Genomic DNA, 23,257 nt, shown 5'->3' on the forward strand with positions numbered 1-23,257 from the left:
GCCGTGGTTATCTGCCCGCGCAATTAGGGAGTATGCTTATTATGTCCATCCTCATCGCGGGCGGCGGCATTGCAGGGCTGACGCTGGGGCTGACGCTGCATCAGATCGGGGTCCCCTTTCAGATTTATGAGGCAGTCCGCGGCCTGAAACCGCTGGGTGTTGGCATCAACCTGCAGCCCAACGCGGTGCGGGAGCTGTTCGATTTGGGGCTGGAGGCGGAACTGGACGCAATTGGTGTCCGGACCCGTCAGCTGGGATTTTACAGCAAGCTCGGCAAAACGATCTGGGAGGAGCCGCGTGGTACCCGCGCCGGCTATGCCTGGCCGCAGTATTCGGTTCACCGGGGCGCATTGCAGATGATGCTCTGCCGCGCACTGGTGGAGCGCGCGGGGACGGGCTGCTTTAAGACCGGCGCACGGGCGGCAGGGTTTGACAATGCAGCGGAGGGTGCTGCGCTGCTGCTGGCGGACGGGCGGCGGGTCGAGGGATCGCTGGTTGTCGCAGCAGACGGCATCCATTCCGCCCTGCGCGCACAGATGGCGCCGGATGAGGGCGCGCCAATCTGGAACGGCCGTATCCTGTGGCGGGCCACCGCCCGCGCGCCTGCCTTCAAGGGCGGCGCGGCGATGGCGATGATCGGCAATGATCATCTGCGGCTGGTGGCCTACCCTATCTCGGCGCCGGATGGTGATGGCCGCGTCACAATGAACTGGATCGCCGAGAAGAGCTTTGATCCCTCCACCCCCTGGCGCCGGGAAGACTGGAACCGGCCCGCGGATATCACTGAGTTCCTGCCGGACTTCGCAGGCTGGCGGTTTGATTGGATTGACGTGCCCGCCCTGATCCGCGGTGCCGGGACGGTCTATGAATACCCAATGGTTGACCGCAACCCGCTGGAGCGCTGGACGATCGGCAACGTGACTCTGATGGGTGACGCTGCCCATCCGACCTATCCGGTAGGATCGAATGGCGCCAGCCAGGCCATTGTGGACGCGCGGGTGATCGGCGCGCAACTGCTGGAGCACGGGGTGAACGCTGGCGCTTTGCAAGCTTATGAAGCAGAAGTGCGCCCAGTAACGACGGCAGTGGGTCTCGCCAACCGCGCAGGAGGCGGACCGGACGGGGTGCTGCAGCGGGTCGAGGACCTCTGCGGTGGCGGCTTTCAGGACATCAGCGAAGTCATTCCGCAGGCGGAACTGGCCGCCCATGCCGCCAAATACAAGATGATTGCGGGCTTCTCCATCGAGGAGCTGAACGCCCGCCCGCCAACCATCCCGGCAGGCGCCCGCACCAGCTGAGGCACGCCGCGGCCAGCCGCGGGTCAAGGGCGGCACAGCCGCCGTGCCGCAGGCACGGTTTTGCCAGGGCTCCGCCCGTTCGCAAGCGAAACGCTCCCCCGGAGCGTTTCCGGGCAGCTTGCTCACCCTTGAGGCGCGGATGGCCGCTATCACCCTTGAATGGGCGCGTTTAAGGGCAATTCTGACCTTAAACCGCTTCTCAGCAAAGGGATGGCGCCGCGCAAAGCGCGGCGCTACGCCCAACTGTGAGGCACATTCGCAGAATGTGGCGGAACAGGCGGGAGCGCCCTGCCCTGCCCGCCTGACGTCAAACCCCGATCACCGCCTGAACCGCGCGCTGCCAGCGCGCATAAGCCGCCTGCCGCGCCGCGGGCTGCATTAGCGGCGAAAACTGCCGGTCGAGCTTCCAAGTGTCGGCGAACCCCGTCTGATCCGGGTAGATCCCCGCCCGCATCCCCGCCAGCCAGGCAGCGCCAAGTGCTGTGGTTTCCTGCATCACCGGGCGGTCGACTGCGGCGCCTAGGATGTCCGACAGGCTCTGCATCGTCCAGTCGCTGGCGCTCATGCCCCCATCGACACGCAGGGTCACGGTGTGGTGGCTGTCGTCTTCCCAGTCGGCGCGCATCGCCTCATAGAGATCGCGGGTCTGATAGGCGACGCTTTGCAGCGCGGCGCGGGCAAATTCGGCGGGACCCGAGTTGCGGCTGAGGCCGAACATGCCGCCGCGGCAGTCAGGCTCCCAGTAGGGTGCGCCGAGGCCGGTGAAGGCGGGCACCAGGATCACATCCTGGCCCGGATCGGCGCGCAGGGCCAGTTCGCCCGAATCCGACGCCTGTTCGATGATGCCCAGCCCGTCGCGCAGCCATTGCACCGCCGCGCCGGCGATGAAGATCGAGCCTTCCAGCGCATAGGTCGGCTTGCCGTCCAGCTGATAGGCGATAGTGGTCAGCATCCGGTTCTTTGACACCACCGGCTCATCCCCGGTGTTCAAAAGGGCAAAGCAGCCCGTCCCGTAGGTGGATTTCATCATCCCCGGCTGGAAGCAGGCCTGGCCGATGGTGGCCGCCTGCTGGTCGCCCGCCACCCCCAGGATCGGGACCGGGCCGCCCAGGATTTCCGGATCGGTGGTGCCGAAATCTGCCGCGCTGTCCTTCACCTCCGGCAGCATCTGCTGCGGCACATCCAGCAGATCGCTGATGGTGCGGCTCCAGCGGCCCTTGCGGATGTCGTACATCAGCGTCCGTGCGGCGTTGGTGGCGTCGGTGACGTGGGAGGCACCGCCGGTCAGCCGCCAGATCAGGAAGGTATCCACCGTGCCGAACAGCAGATCGCCCGCCGCCGCCCGCTCGCGCGCGCCGGGCACCATGTCGAGGATCCACTTCACCTTGGTGCCGGAGAAATAGGGATCGAGCAGCAGCCCGGTGCGGTCAGAGACCATCTCAGCCTGGCCATCCTGGCGCAGCTGCTCGCAAATAGATGCGGTGCGGCGGTCCTGCCAGACAATGGCGTTGTGAATGGCTTTGCCGCTGGATTTGTCCCAGACCACGGTGGTTTCGCGCTGGTTGGTGATGCCAATGCCCGCGATCTCCGCGGCAGACACATCCAGATCCGCCATCACCTTGCGGCAGACGGCGATAGTGGTCTCCCAGATCTCTTCCGGGTCATGCTCCACCCAGCCCGCCTGCGGGTAGTGCTGGGTGAACTCCTGCTGTGCGGTGCCCGCGACCTGCATTCCCGCATCAAACAGGATTGCCCGGGTCGACGTGGTGCCCTGATCAATTGCCAGAATATAGGTCATCGGCTGCCCTCCAGTCTCCTCTGACCGGGGAGCATAAACGCAAAAGTGTTACCGCTGCCAGCCCCTACTAAAGATTTAGTTGAGGAACTTCGATATTATCGATCAGCCGGACGCCATCCATCCAGGCGGCGGCCAGCAGACGGGCGGGACGAGAGGGGCTATCCAGCGCCTCTAGCGTTTCGGCACATCGCAGGTCGAAGTATTCCACGTCGCCGAATCCCGCCTCCGCCAGTGTCTGGCGCGCAACAGTCTCCAGCGGCGCCCAAGGTTCGCCCGCAGAAGCTTTGGCAGCCGCCTCCCGCATCGCGGCATTCAGCGCTGCCGCCTTGGCAAGCCTGTCCTTTGGCAGCAGCAGATTACGTGAGGACATGGCAAGGCCCGACGCCTCGCGCACGGTTTCGCAGCCGATGACCTCGATCGGGATATCCAGATCGCGGGCCATCCGGGTGACAACCATCAGCTGCTGGTAATCCTTCTGGCCGAAAAACGCCTTATCCGCGCTGGTTTGCAGAAACAGCTTGGCCACAACCGTTGCCACCCCGTCGAAATGACCGGGGCGGAAGGGGCCTTCCATCACCTCCGTAATGCTGCCGCCGACCGAGACATTGGTGGCGTAGCCCTGCGGGTAGATCTGGTCCGGATCCGGGACATAGATCAGATCCACCCCCAGATGTGCGAGCTTTTGCGCGTCGTCAGCTTCAGTCCGGGGGTAGTTATCCAGGTCTTCCGGCTTGTTGAACTGCTTGGGGTTCACGAAGATGGTCACGATCACCCGGTCGCAGGCCTGTTTGGCGGCCTCGGCCAGCGACAGGTGGCCCGCGTGCAGCGCGCCCATGGTCGGCACCAGACCGATGGTTTCGCCGGCACGGCGCCATGCGGTTGTCTTGGCGCGCAGATCAGACAAGCGGCGCAGGATCGGTGCGGTCATGTCGGCAGTCATCCTTTGGAGGGCGCCTGATCGGCAAACACATGCTCAGCCGCCGGGAAGGAACGGGCACGGACCTCGGCGGCGTATTCGGCAATACCAGCCTCGGCCAGCGGCCCAAGATCGGCGTAGCGTTTCACGAATTTCGGTTTGAAGGCGGTGAAGAAGCCCAGCATGTCATCGACAACCAGGATCTGCCCGTCGCAGCCGGCGCTGGCACCGATACCGATGGTGGGAATCGCCACCTCGGCGGTGATTGTGTCGGCCAGTTTCTGCGGTACCTTTTCCAGCACCACCGAAAACGCGCCGGCCTCGGCCACCGCGCGAGCATCGGCCAGCACGGCGTCGGCTTGCGTATCGCGGCCCTGCACCTTGTAGCCGCCCAGAGTATTGATCGACTGCGGCGTAAGACCAATGTGCGCCATCACCGGGATGCCGCGCTTGACCAGAAAGCGGATGGTTTCGGCCATCCCAACGCCACCCTCCAGCTTGACCGCGGCGCAGCCGGTCTCGGCCATCAGCCGGGCGGCATTGCGAAACGCCTGTTGCGGGCTTTCTTCATAAGACCCGAAGGGCATGTCGATCACCAGCATCGCCTGTTCCAGACCACGCGCCACCGCCTGGCCGTGCAGGATCATCATCTCCATCGTCACGCCCAGGGTGGAGGTCAGCCCGTGCAGCACCATGCCGACGCTGTCGCCGACCAGCACAAAGTCGCAATGGGCGTCCATCAACCGCGCCATCGGTGTGGTATAGGCCGTCAGGCTGACCAACGGGGTGCCGCCTTTGCGGGCCCGGATGTCTTCGGCGTTGGGCGCCTGTTTCTTGGCTGTTGCGCTCATGGTGTCCTGTCCGCGGTTCAAGAGTGGGCACGGATTACCAATTAACGCCGCGTGCTTCCAGTGCGCGAAATGCCGCCCGGTCTTGATTACGCTTGGGAAACAGGGAAACTCGTTTCCAATAGGCGCCCAAACAGGCCCGAATTTTGTACACAGGGAGTTTTCCGATGGCCTTCAGATCCTACGTTTTCGCCGCCAGTTCCGCGCTGGCCTTGATGGCGGGCGCCGCCTGGGCCAAGGACAGCGTCACCATTGGTCTGCAGCTGGAACCACCGCATCTGGACCCGACAAGCGCCGCCGCACAGGCTATCGATTCGGTGGTTTACAGCAACATTTTCGAAGGGCTGACCCGGTTCATGGGCGATGGATCTGTGGTGCCGGGATTGGCGGAAAGCTGGGAAATTTCCGGGGACGGCACCGTTTACACCTTCAAGCTGCGCGAAGGCGTCATCTTTCACGACGGCAGCGCGATGGATGCGGAGGACGTGAAATTCTCGCTCGACCGCGCCCGTGCCGAAGACAGCACCAACGCACAGAAAGCGCTGTTTGAGGGGATCGTGTCGGTGGATGCGGTGAACCCGCAGACCGTCAAAGTCACTCTGGACGCGCCGAACGGCAGTTTCCTGTTCAATCTGGCCTGGGGCGATGCAGTGATTGTGGCACCGGAGAGCATCGAGGACATCAAGACCAGCCCGGTCGGCACAGGTGCTTATACGTTCCAGGAATGGGTGCAGGGCGACCGGATCAGCCTGGCGCGCAATCCGGAGTATTGGGGCGAACAGCCCACGCTGGCCTCGGCCACCTTTAAATTCATCTCCGATCCCACCGCCGCCTTTGCCGCGATGATGGCCGAGGATATCGACGCCTTTGACAACTTCCCGGCGCCGGAGAACCTGCCGCAGTTCGAGGCCGATCCGCGGTTCCAGGTGCTGGTGGGATCGACCGAGGGCGAGACGATCCTGTCCACCAATAACAAACAGCCGCCGTTCGACGATGCGCGCGTACGCCAGGCTGTGGCCCATGCCATCGACCGGCAGTCCATCATTGACGGCGCGATGTTCGGCTATGGCACCCCCATCGGCACCCATTTTGCACCGCATAACCCCGCCTACAAGGATCTGACCGGCGCGTCATCCTTTGATCCTGAGAGGGCCAAGGCGCTGCTGGCAGAGGCCGGTTTGCCTGACGGGTTTGAGACCACATTGCACCTGCCGCCGCCCTCTTATGCCCGCCGCGGCGGTGAAATTGTTGCCGCACAGCTGGCCCAGGTGGGGATCAAGGCGGAGATCATCAACGTGGAATGGGCACAGTGGCTGGAATCTGTCTTTCGCGGCAAAAGCTTTGGCCTGTCGATCATCAGCCATACCGAGCCGATGGACATCGGCATCTATGCCCGGCCCGAGTACTACTTCCAGTATGACAGCAAGCCATTCCAGGAGCTTATGGCGACGCTGAACGCCACCACCGATCCGGACGCCCGCACCGCGCTGCTGCAAGAGGCGCAGGAGATTATCGCGGCGGATTACGTCAACGGTTACCTGTTCCAGCTGGCCAAGCTGGTGGTGGCCAAGGCCGGATTGCAAGGGCTGTGGGAGAACGCGCCCACCGCCGCCATCGACCTCAGCGTGCTCAGCTGGGCTGACTAGTCCAGGCTTGCAACCGATCGCCCGGCCGGCAGGCCGGGCAGCGCCCGAACCGCCCCCACGGGGCGGGCGATGCCCTTACCGCATTACAGCCCCCGTCTAGCACGCAAGTAAGCCACCCCCTCCCGGATCACCTGCCGGACCTCCCCGCCCCGCGGCTGGTCGCGCAGCGTGGTGAACCAATGCTCCGGCGGGTTTCGGCCCAGACGGTTGCCGTTGAACTCCAGCCCGCGCAGCACATCTTCGCCCCCCGCGGGCAGCCTCTCCGGCACCTCATACCCGTTCAGCGTGGCCCAGACCCCGGTCCAAAGACGCCCGACCGACCAAGGGTTATAGCCGCCGCCGCCCAGCACCAGCAATCGCGGCGCCATCCCCATCAGCGCCCGCACCACCGCCCAATGCGCATTGTTCGACAGATCCAGATGCGGCAGCGGATCCTCTGTCACCGCATCCGCCCCGCATTGCAGCACGATGGCATCCGGCCCGAAACCTTCCACCGCGGGCAGAATCAGCGCGTCTCGGATATAGGCCATCTCATCATCGTTGAAGCCGCGCGGCACTGGCAGGTTCAGGGCCGAGCCGCCCGCATCCTCCGTCAGCGCGCCGGTCTTGGGCCAGAGGTTCTCCTCATGCACCGAGATCATCAGCGCGTCCCTGTCGCCGGTAAAACCATGCTCTACCCCGTCGGAGTGATGCGCGTCGATGTCCACATAGGCGATCCGCCGGGCGCCGTGATGGCGCAGTGACAGCATCGCCAGCACTGGATCGTTCAGATAGCAAAAGCCGTTGGCGCGGTCCGGCATCCCGTGGTGGGTGCCGCCCGCCGGGTTGTAGACGATGCCGCCCCCTGCCAGCAGCTCACCCGCCAGGATCGACCCGCCCGCGGCTGTGGCCGGGCGGCGGAACATCTCCGGAAACACCGGGTTGGAAATGCTGCCCAAATGGTGCCGCACCCGAACGTCTTCGCTTACAGACTGCGCCGCCTCTGCCGCTTGCAGCGCCGCGACGTATTCGGGCGTGTGCCAAGCGGTCAGCGCTGCCGGTTTCGCCCGGGGCGAATTCACATAGGCCTGATCCGGCAGCCAGCCCAGCACCCGGGACAGATCCATCACAGTTGAGACCCTTGGCACCCGCAGCGGATGCGTGCCGCCATAAGACGATCCGCGATAGATTTCCGATCCAATGAACAGGGGGCGCATCAGCATAAGGCAGTGATAGCCGGTTTCCGCCCGCTGCCAAGGCACATCGCACCGGGGCGGGCAGCCGCTTGCCCGGCGCGGCGCGGCGCGCTTGTTCCGGTCAGACCCTGTACAACTTATTGACGTTGCGCGTTTTTATGCTCTGCCGCTCGTTTCTCTTCGCTGCCCACTGGACCGAACCGCCCGGCGCTCCTAACGTGGCGGGCATGTTGCGTTACGCCCTGAAACGCCTGTTGTCGCTGATTGCCAGCCTGGCCGTGGCCTCGCTGGTGATTTTTCTTGTGGTGGAGGTGGCGCCGGGTGATCCGGCCTCCTTCATGCTGGGGGTCAATGCGCAGGCCGACACCGTCGCCGCACTGCAGGCGGAGCTGGGGCTGGATCAGGGCAAGCTGGCCCGTTACCTTAGTTGGGCCGCCGGCATGCTGGGCGGCGATTTCGGCACCTCCTACACTTACCGCACGCCAGTTGCCGGCATGATTGCCGACCGGCTGTGGGTGTCGCTGCCGCTGGCGCTCTATGCGCTGACGCTCTCCACGCTCATCGCCTTTCCGGCCGGCATCTACGCTGCTGCCCGCCGCGGCAAGCCCGGGGACATGGCTGTGATTGGGGCTACCCAGCTGGGTGTCGCCGTGCCGAACTTCTGGTTTGCGATGATGCTCGTGCTGATCTTTGCCATCAACCTGCGCTGGTTCGGAGCCGGCGGCTTTCCGGGCTGGGAGGCCGGGCTTTGTGCAGGTGTCCATGCGCTTACCCTGCCTGCGATTGCACTGGCGCTGCCGCAGGCTGCGATCCTGACGCGGGTGATGCGCTCGGCGCTGCTCGACATCCTGGGCGAGGATTTCATGCGCACTGCCCGCGCCAAGGGGCTCTCGCGCCGCCAGGCTCTGTGGCGGCATGGGGTCAGGAATGCCCTGATCCCGGTGCTGACCATCATCGGCTTGCAGTTTTCATTCCTGCTGGCGGGCGCCATCATTATTGAGCAGGTGTTCTACCTGCCCGGCCTCGGGCGGCTGGTGTTCCAGGCGATTTCCTCGCGCGATCTGATCGTGGTGGAGTCGGTGGTGATGCTGCTGGTCTTTGCCGTCATTACGGTGAATTTCCTGGTTGATCTCGCCTATGCGCTGGTCGACCCGCGCCTCAGGAGCCGGACATGACCCGCAACCTGATCCTTGGCGGCGTGCTCTCCTCGCTGGTGCTGCTGGCGGCGCTGGTGTCGTTTCTGTGGACGCCATTCGACCACGCGGCAATGAACATCCCCGCCAAACTGCAAACGCCGAATGCGCAGCACTGGCTGGGCACCGATCATTTCGGGCGCGACCTGATGTCGATGATCATGGTCGGCGCCCGCACCTCCATCGCCGTGGCGCTGGTGGCTGTCGGCATTGGTATGGGCGCGGGTGTGCCGCTGGGGCTGGCCGCCGCCGCGCGCAACGGGTCGTGGCTGGATGAGGGGATCATGCGCGGCAATGATCTGGTCTTTGCCTTCCCGTCGCTGGTGATCGCCATCCTCATCACCGCCGTCCTGGGTGCCGGGGCAGTCAACGCCATCATCGCCATCGGCATCTTCAACATCCCGGTCTTTGCCCGCATCACCCGCGGCGCGGCTTTGTCCCTGTGGGAGCGCGAGTTCATCCTGGCCGCACGGGTGGCAGGCAAGGGCGCGGCACGGATCTCGGCTGAGCATATCCTGCCCAATGTGATGAACCTGCTGATCGTGCAGGGCACCATCCAGTTCTCGCTGGGTATCCTGGCGGAAGCGGGTCTCAGCTATGTCGGCCTCGGCGCCCAGCCGCCCACCCCTAGCTGGGGCCGGATGCTGGCCGACGCTCAGACAATGGTCAGCTTTGCCCCGCATCTGGCGCTGGTGCCGGGCATGGCCATCATCCTGACCGTGCTGGGGCTGAACCTGCTGGGCGACGGGTTACGCGATTTCCTGGACCCGAAACTAAGGGTGGCACGCGCATGACGCTACTGGATGTCACCAGCCTGTCGGTCAGGATCGGCGCCCTTCAGGTGCTGAAGGATGTCTGCTTCCACATCGAGCCGGGCGAGATCGTGGCGGTCACCGGTGAAAGCGGGTCGGGCAAGTCGATGACCGCACTCGCCATCATGCAGCTGCTGCCGGACCTTGCGGAGGCCAAGGGGTACATAACGCTGAGCGGCACCCAGTTGCTGGAGCAGTCCGAGACGCAAATGTGCGCCCTGCGCGGCCAGTCCATCGGCATGGTGTTCCAGGAGCCGATGACCGCGCTGAACCCGGTCAAGACCATCGGTGCGCAGGTGATGGAGACGATTCTTATCCACAAGGCGATGCCCCGCCGGCAGGCCGAAGCCCGCGCCCGCGAGGTGCTGGAGCGGGTGGGCCTGCCGGCGGACCGTTTCCCCCTGTCGCGCTATCCGCATGAGCTGTCGGGCGGCCAGCGCCAGCGGGTGGTGATTGCAATGGCCATCGCTTTGCGCCCCAAGCTGCTGATCGCGGATGAGCCGACAACCGCGCTGGATGTCACCACCCAGGCGCAGATTCTGGAGCTGCTGAAGGACCTGGTTCAAGACTATGGCATGGGGTTGATGATCATCAGCCATGACCTGGCCGTCGTCGCCGACCTGGCCGACCGGATCGTCGTCATGCGGAACGGCGGAGTGGTGGAAACCGGCCATACCACCTGGCTGTTGCGCAACATGCGGCATCCCTACACGCGGATGCTGTTTGAAGCCTCCAGACATCAGGTGGCGCTGCCGGACCCGCCCGCCCCCGCGCCGTTGCTGGAAGTCAGGAATACGGTCCGCGACTACAGAACCCCGCGCGAATCGCTGTTTTCCAAACCCGGCACATTCCGCGCCGTGAAAAATGTCTCCTTTACCCTGAACCGCGGTGAACGGCTGGGCCTGGTGGGTGAGTCGGGGTGCGGAAAATCGACCCTGACACGGGCGATTCTGGGGCTGGAACCGTTGCAGGGCGGGGAGATCCGCCTCGATGGAGAGAGTGTTGCGACTCACCTCAACCCGGCGATTCGACGCAAAGTCCAGGTTGTGTTCCAGGACCCCTATGGCAGCTTCAACCCGCGTCACCGGGTGGAGCGGCTGATCACCGAACCATTCCATCTGCTGCCAGATCCGCCAAGCGGGGCGGCGCGCGCCGGGCTTATTTCCGAAACCCTTTCTGCTGTCGGGCTAAACCCTGAAGATGCCGGCAAATACATCCACCAGTTCTCCGGCGGCCAGCGCCAGCGTATTGCGATTGCCCGCGCATTGATCACCCGTCCAGAGCTGATCATCTTTGACGAGGCGGTCTCTGCTCTCGACGTCTCGGTCCGGGCCCGGATCCTCGACCTGCTGGCGGAGCTGTGCGAGGCCTATGCCCTCACCTATCTGTTCATCAGCCATGACCTGAGCGTGGTGCGGACGATCACCGACCGCTGCCTGGTGATGCAAAAAGGCGAGATCGTCGAGCAGGGCGCAACCGAGGCCATGTTCAGCAATCCGCAGCATCCCTATACCCGGCAGCTGATTGCCGCTGCGCCGGTTCTTCCCGATCTGAATTCGGGGGCTGCATGACCCTGTCTCTAGCGCTGATCATGCCGCGGGAACAGGCCTTGCTGGCCGCAGCGATGGCGCCCTATTTCAAGGAGACAGCGCCGCACGCTGCAATCGATCCCACCGAGCGTGCGGGCCAGATGCTGCACCGCAAGGATGTGACCGCCTTCTGGCTGCGCAAGGACAGCGCCCGCATCGGTTTTGCCATCGTGCTGAACCTGCCCGATGACCGGCGCGAGTTGTCGGAGTTCTGCATTCTGCCGCAGCACCGCCGCCAGGGTTGGGGCCAGGAAGCCGCTTGCCTTATCCTGCAGGAGTTTCCGGGGCGCTGGCGCATGGGATTGTCGAAATCCTCACGCCAGGCTGTGGCGTTCTGGGGCACATGCCTCAGCCTCCTGCCCGGCATCCGGGGTTTGCGCGAGGGCGCGCCCTTCACCGGACATCAGATCAAAAGCTACACATTCGACGTTGCAGGAGCCCATGATGACTGACGCCTCCCCTCTCTGGTTCGATCCCGCGCTGTGCCTCATTGGCGGCGCTTGGCTTCCCGCCGCCAGCGGCGGAACCCTGCCGTTGGTGAACCCCTCGGACGGCAGCGAAATCTGCCGGATCCCTCGCGGCGGTGCAGCGGATATAGAGGCTGCGGTGCAGGCCGCAGATGCTGCCTTGGAGGGGGAATGGGGCGCGATGACAGCGCTGGAGCGCGGCCGCATCCTGACCCGGATCGGACCGCTGGTGCTGGAGCGGGTAGAGCAACTGGCCGCACTGGAAGCGATGGACGTGGGCAAGCCGCTGACCCAGGCGCGGGCCGATGCGCTGGCGCTGGCGCGCTACTGCGAATTCTACGGCGGCGCAGCGGACAAGGTGATGGGAGAGACTATCCCTTATCTGGACGGTTTCACCGTCTATACGCTGCGCGAACCGCATGGGGTGACGGGGCATATCGTGCCCTGGAATTACCCGATGCAGATCATCGGGCGTTCGGTGGGTGCGGCGCTGGCAATGGGCAATGCCTGCGTGCTGAAACCGGCCGAAGAAGCCTGCCTGACGGCACTGGCTTTTGCCCGTATCGCGGTCGAGGCCGGGCTGCCCGCCGGGGCGCTGAATGTGGTGCCGGGTCTGGGAGGGGAAGCCGGCTCGGCACTGGCAGGGCATCCAAATGTGCAGCATATTTCCTTTACCGGCTCGGTGCGCACGGGCGCGCTGGTGCAGCAGGCCGCAGGCGCCAATGTGGTTCCGGTGACGCTGGAGCTGGGCGGCAAGTCTCCGCAGCTTGTGTTCGACGATGCGGATATGGACGCCGCTTTGCCGTTTCTTGTGAATGCAGGCATCCAGAATGCAGGCCAGACCTGTTCGGCCTCCTCGCGTATTCTGGTGCAGCGCGGGGTCTACGGCGAGGTGAAGGCGCGGATGGCAGATGCCTACCGTGACCTGAAGGCGGGGCCGGCAAAGGACGACCTGCAGCTGGGACCGCTGATCTCTGCCCGGCAAAAACAGATTGTCGAGAGCTATCTGGAGCAGGGCGCGAACCTGCCGGTTGCTGCCCATGGCGCCATTTCCCCGCAGGCGCCGGAAACGGGCGCCTATGTCCGGCCCACTCTGTTTGCCGACGTGCCGCCGGATCATGTGCTGGCGCGCGAGGAGGTGTTCGGCCCGGTGCAGGTGCTGATCCCGTTTGAGACCGAAGAAGACGCCGTGCGGATTGCCAACAGCACCGATTACGGCCTGGTGGCCAGCGTCTGGACCCGAGACGGCGCACGGCAGATGCGGCTGGCAAAGCGTCTTCGGGCCGGGCAGGTGTTCCTTAACAATTACGGCGCCGGCGGCGGGGTTGAGCTGCCCTTTGGCGGTGTCGGGAAATCCGGCCATGGGCGGGAAAAGGGGTTTGAAGCGCTCTATGGGTTCTCTCAGCTCAAGACCGTGGCCGCCCATCACGGTTAGGTCCCGCTGCCGCAAGAGGTTTTGCGCCGTGCGTTGCACAATGCCCGGCAGGCCGCGCCTCCAGCGCGGCGTGCCGGGTCCAAGGGGCGCCCTTGCTTTTCAAAGCAGGGGCAACGCGCGGGAGCCAGCCCGTTCTTTGCAGCGCAGGAAGAGAGTTAAACAATAACGTCCAGCCGTTCCTGAGAACCGACTCCGAACACTTGCTTGTAGCGCGCAATCTCCTTTGCAGGCCCCATTGCCTTTTCCGGATTGTCCGACAATTTCACGGTCGGCCGGCCATTGGCGGCAACCGCCTTGCAGACCAGCGAAAACGGCGCCAGCGCGTTATCCTTCACCAGCCCGCGGAAGTCGTTGGTCAGCAGCGTGCCCCAGCCAAAGGACACTTTGGTGCGGTCCGAAAACTGCGCGTGCAGGTCCTGGATCTGCTGCACGTCGAGCCCGTCGGAAAAGATCACCCGCTTCTCCGCCGGATCCTCGCCGCGGTCTTGCCACCAATTGATCGCAACCTCGGCGCCCTTGGCCGGATCGCCGCTGTCGATACGGATGCCGGTCCAACCGGCCAGCCAATCGGGCGCACGGTCCAGGAAGCCTTGGGTGCCGTAGGTGTCGGGCAGGATGATGCGCAGGTTTCCCTCGTGCTCATCATGCCAGTCGGACAGAACGTCATAGGGCGCTTGGGCCAGCTTCGCGTCATCTTCAGCCAGCGCGGAATAGACCATCGGCAGCTCATGGGCATTGGTGCCGATCGCCTCCACTTCGCGGCGCATCGCGATGAGACAGTTGGAGGTGCCGGTGAACTTGCCGCCCAGCCCCTCGTGCATCGCCTGCACGCACCAGTCCTGCCACAGGAACGAGTGCCGCCGCCGGGTGCCGAAATCGGCGATGGTCAGCCCGTCCACGTCCCGCAGGCGATCGATCTTTTCCCAAACCTTGGTCATGGCGCGGGCATAAAGCACCTGCAGCTCAAACCGGCCCATGCTGTTGATCACGGCACGGCTGCGCAGCTCCATCAGCACCGCCAGCGCTGGGATTTCCCACAGCATCACTTCGTGCCATTTGCCCTCGAAGGTCAGCTCATACTGATCGCCCCTGCGTTCCAGATGATAGGGCGGCAGGCGCAGGCCCTCGAACCATTCCATGAAGTCAGGGCGGAACATCTGCCGTTTGCCGTAAAAGGTATTGCCGCGCAGCCAAGTGCTTTCACCGCGGCTGAGCGACAGCGAGCGGATATGGTCGAGCTGTTCGCGCAGCTCGCCCTCGTCGATCAGCCGGGCCAGCGGCACCTGCGCGGAACGGTTGATCAGAGAGAAGGTCACCGTCGTGTCCGGCTTGTTGCGGAACACCGACTGGCACATCAGAAGCTTGTAAAAATCCGTATCAATCAGCGACCGGACAATCGGATCGATTTTCCATTTGTGATTGTAGACGCGGGTTGCAATATCCACCGGCAGCCTCGTGCATAAGGGTCACTGATTGATAGAATAGCGCGCCTGCGGGAGCAAGGAAATCAACCCGCGCGGCGGGCTTGTGCTTGCGGTGCCAATTGGCCCAGCACCTCCAAAAGCACACCCCGGTTGATCGGCTTGCTCATAAAGTTATCCATGCCGGCATCCAGGCAGGCCTTGCGGTCAGACTCAAAGGCATTGGCGGTCAGGGCCACAATGGCCGGCTGCGGGCGGGCCCTGGCCCGGATCATCCGGGTGGCCTCCAACCCATCCATTTCCGGCATCGACATATCCATCAGAATGACATCGGGCGCAAAATCCTCAAAACGCGCCACTGCCTCGCGGCCATCCTTGGCAAAGGCCAGCTCTACCGGGGCGGATTGCAGGAACTTTTCAATCAGCACCCGGTTCACCGCGTTGTCCTCGGCCACCAGAACCCGCAGGCCGTCCAGTGCCGGGGAGCTGTCCGGATAGGCCGGTGCCGCGGGCGCCTTTGCAGGTTCCGGCTGAGGCGTTTGCAACCGCAGCCGCACCGTAAAGCAGGACCCCAAGCCCGGTTCCGACGTGACCGTGATACTGCCGTCCATCGCTTCCGCAATGCGGCGGGATATGGCCAGCCCAAGCCCGGTGCCGCCAAAACGGCGGCTGATTGCAGCATCCGCTTGGGAAAAACGCTCAAACACCTTGCCAAGCTTTTCCGCGGCGATGCCAATTCCGGTATCTGCGACCGAGAACACCAGGTCGCGGCCTGTCCCTGACGCCGCCGGTTCGGCATCCAGTGTCACCAGCACCCGGCCCTGATCCGTGAACTTGATCGCATTACCGGTGAGATTCATCAGAACCTGCCGGATCCGCCGGTCATCCCCCCGCAGCAGGCTGGGCACACGACCGGTGATTTTCAGAACCAGCTCCAACTCTTTGGCGTCTGCCTGGGCCTGCAGCAGGCGGATGGTTTCCTCAAAACAAGCGTGCGGATCGAAATTGACCTGGCTGAGGTTAAGCTCCTCGGCATCCATTTGCGAAAAATCGAGCACATCATTAATCAGCGCCAGCAGGGTATCCGCCGAACTGAGGATGGTGTCAGTGTAAAGGGTTTGCTCTTCATCCATGCTGCTTTCGCGCAGCAACTGGGCCATGCCGATCACACCATTCATCGGTGTCCGGATTTCGTGGCTCATCGTGGCCAGAAAATCAGCCTTGGCCCGGGCGCCTTCCTCGGCGGCGATACGGGCCTGTTCCAGTTGCTGGGCATGTTCCTTGGAGGCGGTGATGTCCCGCTCCACCGCGATCAGGGTCTCCAGTTCACCGGCCGCGTTCAGCATCGGCACCTGGCTGGTCTCGATCCAGACCCGCCGGCCGTCCTTGCAGCGATTGCGGATTTCCACCCGCAGAGGACGCGCATGGAGAACACTGTCTTGCAGCTGGCGGATAGTCTCGGCGTCCGTCTCGCCGCTGTTCAGCAGATCGCCGGGCAACTGACCCAGCGCCTCGTCAAAACTGTAACCGGTGATGCGGGTGAAACTGTCGTTCACCCAGGTAATGCGCCCGTCGCGATCCATCAGCATCACGCTGTCATTGGCGCTTTCAGCAACCAGCGCCAGGCGCTTGGCCTCCATCTTCTGGTCGGAAAGCCGGACATAGGCGGCTTCCAGTTCCTCCTGCTGGAGCGCCTGGGCCAGCAAAGCGCCGCGGGTCCGGCTGAAATTGCGCCTGACATAGCTCAGAAACCAGAAAAAGGAGGCAAAAAGAACTGCCAGCCCTGCCAGATGAAGGAAATACGCAGGTGCCAGAACCGGGGTTTCAACGATCTCCACGGCCAGAAAGGCAACCGGCAATGCCGCATAGGTGACAAGTCTGGTTATGACTGCAAGCGGATGATACGGCAGCACCAGCCCGGCATTGATCGCCATCCCGGTAAGCAGTCCGATTGTAAAAAGCGGCTCATTATGGGCGTGCGGCACCAATCCCGGCATTTCGACCCAGAACGGGGCTGACGCGGCCGCGCCGAGCGCCAAGGCATGCAAAAAGGCGGTCAGCGCCGTCAGCAGCCGCAGCCACCCTTCGCTCATCCCGCGGCGGACCAGATGATCCGCCTGGCGCAGCAGAAGGCAGTCCGCAACATCCCCGGCAAGCGCAAGCGCAAAAGCCAGCAGCGAATAGAGCGGCGGCACGACCAGCCCAAGAACGGCAAAAGCAAAAAGCATGAACAACAGGCGGGCCCGGAACGCGCGGACACGGCCGCGGCAATAACGCAGCAACAGCTCAAGCGAGCCGTATCGTTTACTAAAGTTGGCCAGCGGTCCGTTGCCGGTCCAGTCCGAAGTGTCCATCAATCAGCCTTGGCATCTGTCGGGGTGCCCGCACAGCATAGCAACGCCTTTGTTAATATTTCGCGCCATTCTCCTTAAGATTGCAGGTTTATATTTTTGCTCTCCATTCTCTCCAGCGCCGCCTGCAGCGATCCGTCCAGATCAATGGCGCGGCAGGCTGCCAGCTCAACCGTTACGGAAAAGCCAAGCCGCGCCGCATCCAGGGCAGTGAAGGCAACACAGAAATCAGTGGCCAGTCCAGCCAGGGTCAGCGCAGTGATGCCGCGGCTGCGCAAATAGCCCTCCAGCCCGGTGGGGGTGGAGTGATCGTTCTCAAAGAACCCGGAATAGCTGTCAATCCCTGGCCGGAAGCCCTTGCGGAGGATCAGGTCGCCATCGGTGCGCAAACCCTTGTGAAATGCGGCCCCATCGCTGCCCTGCACGCAGTGATCCGGCCACAAAACCTGGGTGCCATAAGGCATCTCGGCCGTTTCAAACGAATCCTTTCCCGGATGCGAAGACGCAAAGGAGGTATGCCCCGCCGGGTGCCAGTCCTGGGTCAGGATCACCGCATCGAACCGGTCCATCATGGCGTTTATCGGGGCCACCACCTCATCCCCGCCGGGCACGGCCAGCGCGCCCCCAGGGCAGAAATCATTCTGTACATCCACGACAATCAGAGCCTGGGTCATCGGCAATTCCTTTGCTGGGCACACAATATGTAGCGGCGGCAATGGATCTTGGAAACTCCCGCTGGCCAGTCGCATACCGGTGCAGCAATTAACATGCATCCAAAGCCCTTATTTTACTGGCTCAGCGGGGGTGGCTCTTTCTCTTGAATTACCCGCGCCATGGTTCTAAGGGCGGGGTATGTACACAATTGCTGCCCTCTATCACTTCACCCGTTTCCCCGATCCCGCCGCGATCCGTCCGGCGCTGCTGGAGCTTTGCCAGGCGCAAGGCGTCAAAGGCTCGCTGCTGCTGGCGCAGGAGGGGATCAATGGCACCATCGCCGGACCGCGCGCAGGTATCGATGCGGTGCTGGCCCATATCAAGGGCTTGCCCGGCTGCGCGGATCTGGACTGGAAAGAAGCCACCGCCGCTGAGCCGCCCTTTGGCAGGATGAAGGTGCGGCTGAAGAAAGAGATCGTGACGATGGGCCAGCCGGACGTGGATCCGCTGGCATCTGTTGGCCATTACGTTGAGCCGGAGGAATGGAACGATCTGATCCGGCAGGACGATGTGGTCCTGATCGACACCCGCAACGATTACGAAGTGGCGATCGGCACATTTGAAGGCGCGATTGATCCCATGACCGAGTCGTTCCGCGACTTTCCGGCCTGGTGGGAAAAGAACAAGGAGCGCTTTCACAACAAGCGGGTTGCGATGTTCTGCACCGGCGGCATCCGTTGCGAGAAGTCGACCAATTACCTGCTGGGTCAAGGGGTGGAGGATGTCTATCACCTGAAGGGCGGCATTCTGCGCTATCTGGAGGAAATGCCTGCGGATAACAGCACCTGGGAAGGCGAGTGCTTTGTCTTCGACAACCGGGTGTCAGTCGGCCACGGGCTGGTGGAAGGCCCGCATGAGCTGTGCCACGGCTGCCGCCGCCCGATCCTGCCCGAGGACAAGGCGCGCCCCGGGTTTGAGCAGGGCGTCACCTGCCATCAGTGCATCGATCAGACCTCGGAAGAAGACAAGGCGCGGTTCCGTGAGCGTCAGAAGCAGATGATGCTGGCCCGCAAACGCGGCGCGGATCATCTGGGCAGCATCCCCCTGTAAACCGCCAGCCAACTGACACCAAAAAGGCCGATGCCCATCGAGGCAGCGGCCTTTATTGTTGGTTGCGGGGGCTGGCAGCGTCAGTCGCTGCTCAGGCCCAGATAGCTGCGGGTGCTGGCCAGCAGGCCTGCGCCATGGGCCGGGGCCAGCAGACCGGCATGATCTTCGCCTTCGGCAGCACTCATGTCGGGCAGCTGGTGGGCGATGCCTTTGTGGCAGCTGATACAGGTCTTTTCGCCGGTGAACAGGAAGCGTTCATGGGCATCCGCCGCCCGTTTGGACTGGCGTGTGATGTCCATCGACTCGTCCGAGTGGCAGTTGCGGCACTCCAGACTGTCGTTGGCCTCAAGCCGCGCCCATTCATGCTGGGCCAGTTCCAGCCGGTGCTCCAGGAATTTCTCGCGCGTGTTGATGGTGCCGAAGATCTTGCCCCAGACCTCCTTGGAGGCCTGCATCTTGCGGGCGATCTTGTTGGACCATTGATGCGGCACGTGGCAGTCCGGGCAGGACGCCCGCACGCCGGAGCGGTTGGAGTAATGGATCGTCGGCTTCAGCTCCTCAAACACGTTGTCGCGCATCTCGTGGCAGCTGGTGCAGAAGGCCTCGGTGTTGGTGACCTCAAGCGCGGTGTTGAAACCGCCCCAGAAGATGATCCCCATCACAAAGCCGCCCATGGTCAGGAAGCCAAGCGAGAAGAAGGCGCTGGGGCGGGTGATGATCCACCACAGACGTTTTAAGAAACCCCACATCAGTCAGACCCGCCCTGTTTCGAGTGCACGTAATCCAGCACCTGGTCGACATCGACAAACTCATTTTCAACCAGCGGCCGGGCATTGGTCTGCACCACGTGGCACTGGGTGCAGAAATAGCGCCGCGGGCTGACCGCGGCGAGGGTCTGGCCCTCGCGGTTCATGAAGTGGGTGACCGAGATCATCGGCGCCTGGCTGACCTCCACCGCGGTGCGGCTGTGGCAGGTCAGGCATTTGTTGGAATTGAGATCCACCTGATAATTGTCAGTCTTATGCGGGATCAGCGGCGGCTGGTCCGGGTAGTTGCGCACCTGGCGGATGTCGGTGTTGACGATGCCGGGGATCTGGGTGGCTTCGCCCTCTTCCGCCAGCGGCGCATTGTTGCGCAGCGTGGCGACCTGGTTCTGGGCAAAAGCTGGTGAAGCCATAAAGACCGGGGCCAGCAGGATCGGAGCGGCCAGGATGGCGAGACGGAGATGTTTCATGACGGGCCTCACACTGCTTCGATACGGACTGCGCATTTCTTATAGTCCGTCTGTTTCGAGATCGGATCGGTGGCATCCAGCGTGACCTTGTTGATCAGCCGGCGCGCATCGAACCAGGGCACAAACACCAGACCTTTGGGCGGCTTGTTACGGCCGCGGGTCTCGACCCGGGTGCGGATTTCACCGCGCCGCGAGATGATCCGCACCTCGGTGCCGCGCCGGAACCCTTGGGCCGAAGCATCGTCCGGGTGCATGTAGCACAGCGCGTCGGGGACTGCCTGATACAGCTCTGGCACCCGCTGGGTCATTGAGCCGGAGTGCCAGTGTTCCAGCACGCGGCCAGTGGCCAGCCATATCGGGTATTCTTCATCCGGGCTTTCTGCCGGCGGCTCGTAAGGCAGCGCAAAGATCACCGCTTTGCCGTCGGGCTTGCCATAGAACTCGTAGTCCGAGCCCGGGGTCACATAGGGGTCCGAGCCTTCCTTGAAGCGCCAGCGGGTTTCCTTGCCGTCGACCACTGGCCAGCGCAGCCCGCGTTCCTCGTGGTAGCGGTCAAAAGGCGCCAGATCGTGGCCGTGGCCGCGGCCAAACTCTGCATATTCCTCGAACAGGCCCTTTTGGAGATAGAACCCAAAGTCTTCGGATTCGTGGTTGCCGTACTCTTTGGCTTTCTCGGTCAGTTCAAACTGGTCAACCTTGCCGTTGGCAAACAGCACGTCGAACAGGGTCTTGCCTTTATACTCCGGGTTTGCGTCCAGCAGCTCGGCCGGCCAGACCTCGTCGGTGGTGAAGCGTTTGGAGAATTCCGCCAGCTGCCACAGGTCGGACTTGGATTCACCCGGTGCATTGACCAGCTGGTACCAAAACTGGGTGCGGCGCTCGGCGTTGCCATAGGCGCCTTCTTTCTCCACCCACATCGCGGCGGGCAGGATCAGATCGGCAGCTTCCGCGGTCACCGTCGGATAGGCGTCCGACACCACGATGAAATTGTCGGGGTTGCGGTAGCCCGGCAGCCCTTCCTCCATCATGTTGGGGGCGGCCTGCATATTGTTGTTCACCTGCACCCAGTAGCAGTTGATCTTGCCGTCCTTCAGGTCGCGGTTCTGTTTCACCGCGTGGGAGCCGACCCAGCCGGGCACGGTGCCGTCGGGCAGTTTCCAGATCTTTTCCGCAAAGGCACGGTGTTCGGGGTTCTTTACCACCAGATCCGCAGGCAGACGGTGCGAGAAGGTGCCCACCTCGCGCGCGGTGCCGCAGGCCGACGGCTGGCCGGTCAGCGAGAACGGCGAGTTGCCGGGGGTGGAGATTTTGCCGGTCAGCAGGTGGATGTTGTAAAGCAGGTTGTTGGTCCAGACACCGCGGGTGTGCTGGTTGACGCCCATGGTCCACAGCGACATGACCTTGGTGTCGGGATCGGCATAAAGCTTAGCGATCTTCTCCAGGGTCTCGGCCGGAACGCCGGACATTTCCTCGGCTTTTTCAAGCGTGTATTCGGAAACGAATTCGGCGAACTCCTCAAACGACATCGGCTCGGAGCCGCCTGCCTTGTCGTTGTTCTCGGCGGCCTGCTCCAGCGGGTGTTCAGGACGCAGGCCATAGCCGATGTCCTGATTACCGCGGCGGAAGTTGACGTGTTTGCCGACGAAGTCCTTGTGCACCGCATCATTCTGGATGATGTAGTTGGCGATGTAGTTCAGGATCACCATGTCGGTTTGCGGGGTGAACACTGCCGGGATATCGGCCAGATCAAAGCTGCGGTGGGTAAAGGTCGACAGAACCGCCACCTTCACATGCGGGTGGCTGAACCGGCGGTCGGTGATGCGGGTCCACAGGATCGGGTGCATCTCTGCCATGTTCGAGCCCCACAGCACAAAGGCGTCGGCGTTCTCGAAGTCGTCGTAGCAGCCCATCGGCTCATCGATGCCGAAGGTGCGCATGAAGCCGCCCACGGCAGAGGCCATGCAGTGGCGCGCGTTGGGGTCGATGTTGTTCGAACGGAAACCCGCCTTCATCAGCTTGGAGGCGGCATAGCCTTCCCAGACGGTCCACTGGCCGGAGCCGAACATGCCGATGCCCTCGGGGCCTTTTTCGGCCAGGGTCTTCTTCCATTTCTCGGCCATGATATCAAAGGCCTCATCCCAGCTGACCGGGGTGAATTCGCCCTCTTTATCATATTCGCCGTTGGTCTTGCGCAGCAGCGGCTGGGTCAGACGGTCGGCGCCGTACATGATCTTGGACAGGAAGTAGCCCTTGACGCAGTTCAGGCCGCGGTTGACCTCGGCCTGGGTGTCGCCATGGGTGGCAACCACGCGGCCGGCCTTGGTGGCAACCATGATCGAGCAGCCGGTGCCGCAGAAGCGGCAGGCGGCCTTGGACCACTTCAGCTCGGTTACATTGGCGTCGGTGACAAGGTTCTGCGCGGCGGCGGGGATCGGCAGCCCGGCAGCAAGTGCCGCAGCTGCGGCGGCCTGCGCCTTGATGGCGTCGCGGCGGGTCAGGCCAGTCTTGGGGCCGGTCATTGGGGGACTCCTTCTTCAATGGCGAGGTCCTGCGCATCGCAGGTTTGATGGAAGACAAGCGCCGCGCTGGCGACGCCGTCGAGAAGCTGAATTCTGGCCAAGGCATCGCCAATGGCCCGGTCGCTGTCCGCCTCAAACAGGACGACGATCTTGCCCGAGGGATCGGCTTGCGAAATCTCGGCGCCTGCCATGGATTTGATGTTGGCCAGAACATCCTCCATCTGCGCCGGATTGCTGCGCACCAGCAGGCTGGAAATATGGATCTCTTCTGTCACGCGGGCGTCCTTTGCTGGCGGGGGTCGCAGAGTGCGATGGCATTGTTGGGACAGGTGGACAGGCAGGCACCGCAGCCGGTGCAGGCGCCGGGATCCACCTGAATGGCGCCGACCGGACGGACCGACAGGTCCATCCGAAGGGCACGAGGGTCACAGATATCGGTGCACAGCTGGCAGGCGATTCCGGCGGCATTCAGGCAGCTGCTGGTGATCTCCACTGTCACCGGCCAGGGCGCTGGCTGTGCCAGATCGAACACCGCCTGCGGGCAGGCTTCGGCACAGGCGCCGCAAAAGGTGCATTCGCCACCGTGGAAACTGATCCGCGGGCGGCTGCGGCTGTCGAATTCGATGATCCCTTGCGGGCAAGCCTCAACACAGGCATTGCAGCCGGTGCACTGCGCCTGCACCCGGGCCTCATCCGTCCAGGGCGGACGGAATTCCGGCTCCGGGCGGGCCACTTTCCCGGTCAGGAAGGCGCGCCGCGAGGGGGCTGTGCTGGCATGTGCTGGCATTGGC

General features: G+C 63.4%; 20 protein-coding genes. 8 read left to right on the top strand and 12 right to left on the bottom strand.

Features of this window, described 5'->3' with window-relative positions:
* The first annotated feature begins 41 nt into the window (after window positions 1-41).
* The gene (locus K3555_RS19220) at window positions 42-1,298 is read left to right on the top strand and encodes a flavin-dependent oxidoreductase (RefSeq protein WP_260006683.1); all 1,257 of its coding nucleotides are present in this window, start codon (window positions 42-44) and stop codon (window positions 1,296-1,298) included.
* 307 nt (window positions 1,299-1,605) lie between these two features.
* On the opposite strand, the gene glpK is transcribed toward K3555_RS19220, so the two are convergent.
* From glpK to panB, 3 genes are all read right to left on the bottom strand, one after another.
* Complete coding sequence (gene glpK / locus K3555_RS19225; protein WP_260006684.1) at window positions 1,606-3,096, bottom strand: glycerol kinase GlpK; 1,491 nt, start codon at window positions 3,094-3,096, stop codon at window positions 1,606-1,608.
* Window positions 3,097-3,163: 67 nt separating this feature from the next.
* Window positions 3,164-4,024 (bottom strand): pantoate--beta-alanine ligase, encoded by an 861-nt coding sequence (panC, locus tag K3555_RS19230; protein WP_260006685.1) that lies wholly within the window; start codon window positions 4,022-4,024, stop codon window positions 3,164-3,166.
* 8 nt (window positions 4,025-4,032) lie between these two features.
* Window positions 4,033-4,863 carry a 3-methyl-2-oxobutanoate hydroxymethyltransferase gene (gene panB / locus K3555_RS19235; RefSeq protein ID WP_260006686.1) on the bottom strand — a complete coding sequence of 277 codons (831 nt, stop codon included), beginning with the start codon at window positions 4,861-4,863 and terminating at the stop codon, window positions 4,033-4,035.
* A 164-nt stretch (window positions 4,864-5,027) separates the two neighbouring features.
* Here panB and K3555_RS19240 point away from each other — a divergent pair, with 164 nt between their 5' ends.
* Window positions 5,028-6,506: an ABC transporter substrate-binding protein gene (locus tag K3555_RS19240; RefSeq protein ID WP_260006687.1), complete on the top strand. Its 1,479-nt coding sequence runs from the start codon at window positions 5,028-5,030 to the stop codon at window positions 6,504-6,506.
* 83 nt (window positions 6,507-6,589) lie between these two features.
* On the opposite strand, the gene K3555_RS19245 is transcribed toward K3555_RS19240, so the two are convergent.
* Window positions 6,590-7,708, bottom strand: coding sequence for an acetoin utilization protein AcuC (locus K3555_RS19245; protein ID WP_260006688.1), 1,119 nt, complete (start codon window positions 7,706-7,708; stop codon window positions 6,590-6,592).
* Between the two features lie 200 nt (window positions 7,709-7,908).
* On the opposite strand from K3555_RS19245, the gene K3555_RS19250 reads away from it, so the two are divergent.
* Genes K3555_RS19250 through K3555_RS19270 form a run of 5 tightly spaced genes read left to right on the top strand, consistent with a single transcriptional unit; the run spans window position 7,909 to window position 13,177 of the window.
* Window positions 7,909-8,856, top strand: coding sequence for an ABC transporter permease (locus tag K3555_RS19250; RefSeq protein ID WP_260006689.1), 948 nt, complete (start codon window positions 7,909-7,911; stop codon window positions 8,854-8,856).
* Window positions 8,853-9,668: an ABC transporter permease gene (locus K3555_RS19255; RefSeq protein ID WP_260006690.1), complete on the top strand. Its 816-nt coding sequence runs from the start codon at window positions 8,853-8,855 to the stop codon at window positions 9,666-9,668. The genes K3555_RS19250 and K3555_RS19255 overlap by 4 nt, the downstream gene beginning before the upstream one ends.
* Entirely contained in the window at window positions 9,665-11,257 is a 1,593-nt protein-coding gene (locus tag K3555_RS19260) for an ABC transporter ATP-binding protein (RefSeq protein WP_260006691.1), read from the top strand. The genes K3555_RS19255 and K3555_RS19260 overlap by 4 nt, the downstream gene beginning before the upstream one ends.
* A complete protein-coding gene (locus K3555_RS19265; protein WP_260006692.1) occupies window positions 11,254-11,727 on the top strand; it encodes a GNAT family N-acetyltransferase in 474 nt (157 codons plus the stop codon). Before K3555_RS19260 ends, K3555_RS19265 begins: the two co-directional genes overlap by 4 nt.
* Window positions 11,720-13,177, top strand: a complete 1,458-nt coding sequence (locus K3555_RS19270; RefSeq protein WP_260006693.1) for an aldehyde dehydrogenase family protein — start codon at window positions 11,720-11,722, stop codon at window positions 13,175-13,177. The genes K3555_RS19265 and K3555_RS19270 overlap by 8 nt, the downstream gene beginning before the upstream one ends.
* A 155-nt stretch (window positions 13,178-13,332) precedes the next feature.
* Here the strand turns inward: K3555_RS19270 and pncB are convergent, their stop codons facing one another.
* From pncB to pncA, 3 genes are all read right to left on the bottom strand, one after another.
* Window positions 13,333-14,622: a nicotinate phosphoribosyltransferase gene (pncB, locus tag K3555_RS19275; protein ID WP_260006694.1), complete on the bottom strand. Its 1,290-nt coding sequence runs from the start codon at window positions 14,620-14,622 to the stop codon at window positions 13,333-13,335.
* 62 nt (window positions 14,623-14,684) lie between these two features.
* Window positions 14,685-16,952: a PAS domain-containing hybrid sensor histidine kinase/response regulator gene (locus K3555_RS19280; RefSeq protein WP_259996336.1), complete on the bottom strand. Its 2,268-nt coding sequence runs from the start codon at window positions 16,950-16,952 to the stop codon at window positions 14,685-14,687.
* Window positions 16,953-17,026: 74 nt separating this feature from the next.
* Window positions 17,027-17,623: a bifunctional nicotinamidase/pyrazinamidase gene (gene pncA / locus K3555_RS19285; protein WP_260006695.1), complete on the bottom strand. Its 597-nt coding sequence runs from the start codon at window positions 17,621-17,623 to the stop codon at window positions 17,027-17,029.
* 178 nt (window positions 17,624-17,801) lie between these two features.
* Between pncA and K3555_RS19290 the strand changes: the two genes are divergently transcribed.
* A complete protein-coding gene (locus K3555_RS19290) occupies window positions 17,802-18,713 on the top strand; it encodes a rhodanese-related sulfurtransferase (protein WP_260006696.1) in 912 nt (303 codons plus the stop codon).
* 80 nt (window positions 18,714-18,793) lie between these two features.
* On the opposite strand, the gene K3555_RS19295 is transcribed toward K3555_RS19290, so the two are convergent.
* Genes K3555_RS19295 through K3555_RS19315 form a run of 5 tightly spaced genes read right to left on the bottom strand, consistent with a single transcriptional unit; the run spans window position 18,794 to window position 23,253 of the window.
* Window positions 18,794-19,462, bottom strand: coding sequence for a NapC/NirT family cytochrome c (locus tag K3555_RS19295; RefSeq protein ID WP_259988312.1), 669 nt, complete (start codon window positions 19,460-19,462; stop codon window positions 18,794-18,796).
* Window positions 19,462-19,947, bottom strand: a complete 486-nt coding sequence (locus tag K3555_RS19300; protein ID WP_259988314.1) for a nitrate reductase cytochrome c-type subunit — start codon at window positions 19,945-19,947, stop codon at window positions 19,462-19,464. Before K3555_RS19300 ends, K3555_RS19295 begins: the two co-directional genes overlap by 1 nt.
* 8 nt (window positions 19,948-19,955) lie before the next feature.
* A complete protein-coding gene (gene napA / locus K3555_RS19305) occupies window positions 19,956-22,466 on the bottom strand; it encodes a nitrate reductase catalytic subunit NapA (protein ID WP_260006697.1) in 2,511 nt (836 codons plus the stop codon).
* Window positions 22,463-22,741: a chaperone NapD gene (locus K3555_RS19310; protein ID WP_259996304.1), complete on the bottom strand. Its 279-nt coding sequence runs from the start codon at window positions 22,739-22,741 to the stop codon at window positions 22,463-22,465. The genes napA and K3555_RS19310 overlap by 4 nt, the downstream gene beginning before the upstream one ends.
* A complete protein-coding gene (locus K3555_RS19315; protein ID WP_259996302.1) occupies window positions 22,738-23,253 on the bottom strand; it encodes a ferredoxin-type protein NapF in 516 nt (171 codons plus the stop codon). The genes K3555_RS19310 and K3555_RS19315 overlap by 4 nt, the downstream gene beginning before the upstream one ends.
* Window positions 23,254-23,257: the final 4 nt, after the last annotated feature.

Source organism: Leisingera sp. M527 (assembly GCF_025141525.1).
In the GTDB taxonomy this organism is placed as follows: Bacteria; Pseudomonadota; Alphaproteobacteria; order Rhodobacterales; family Rhodobacteraceae; genus Leisingera.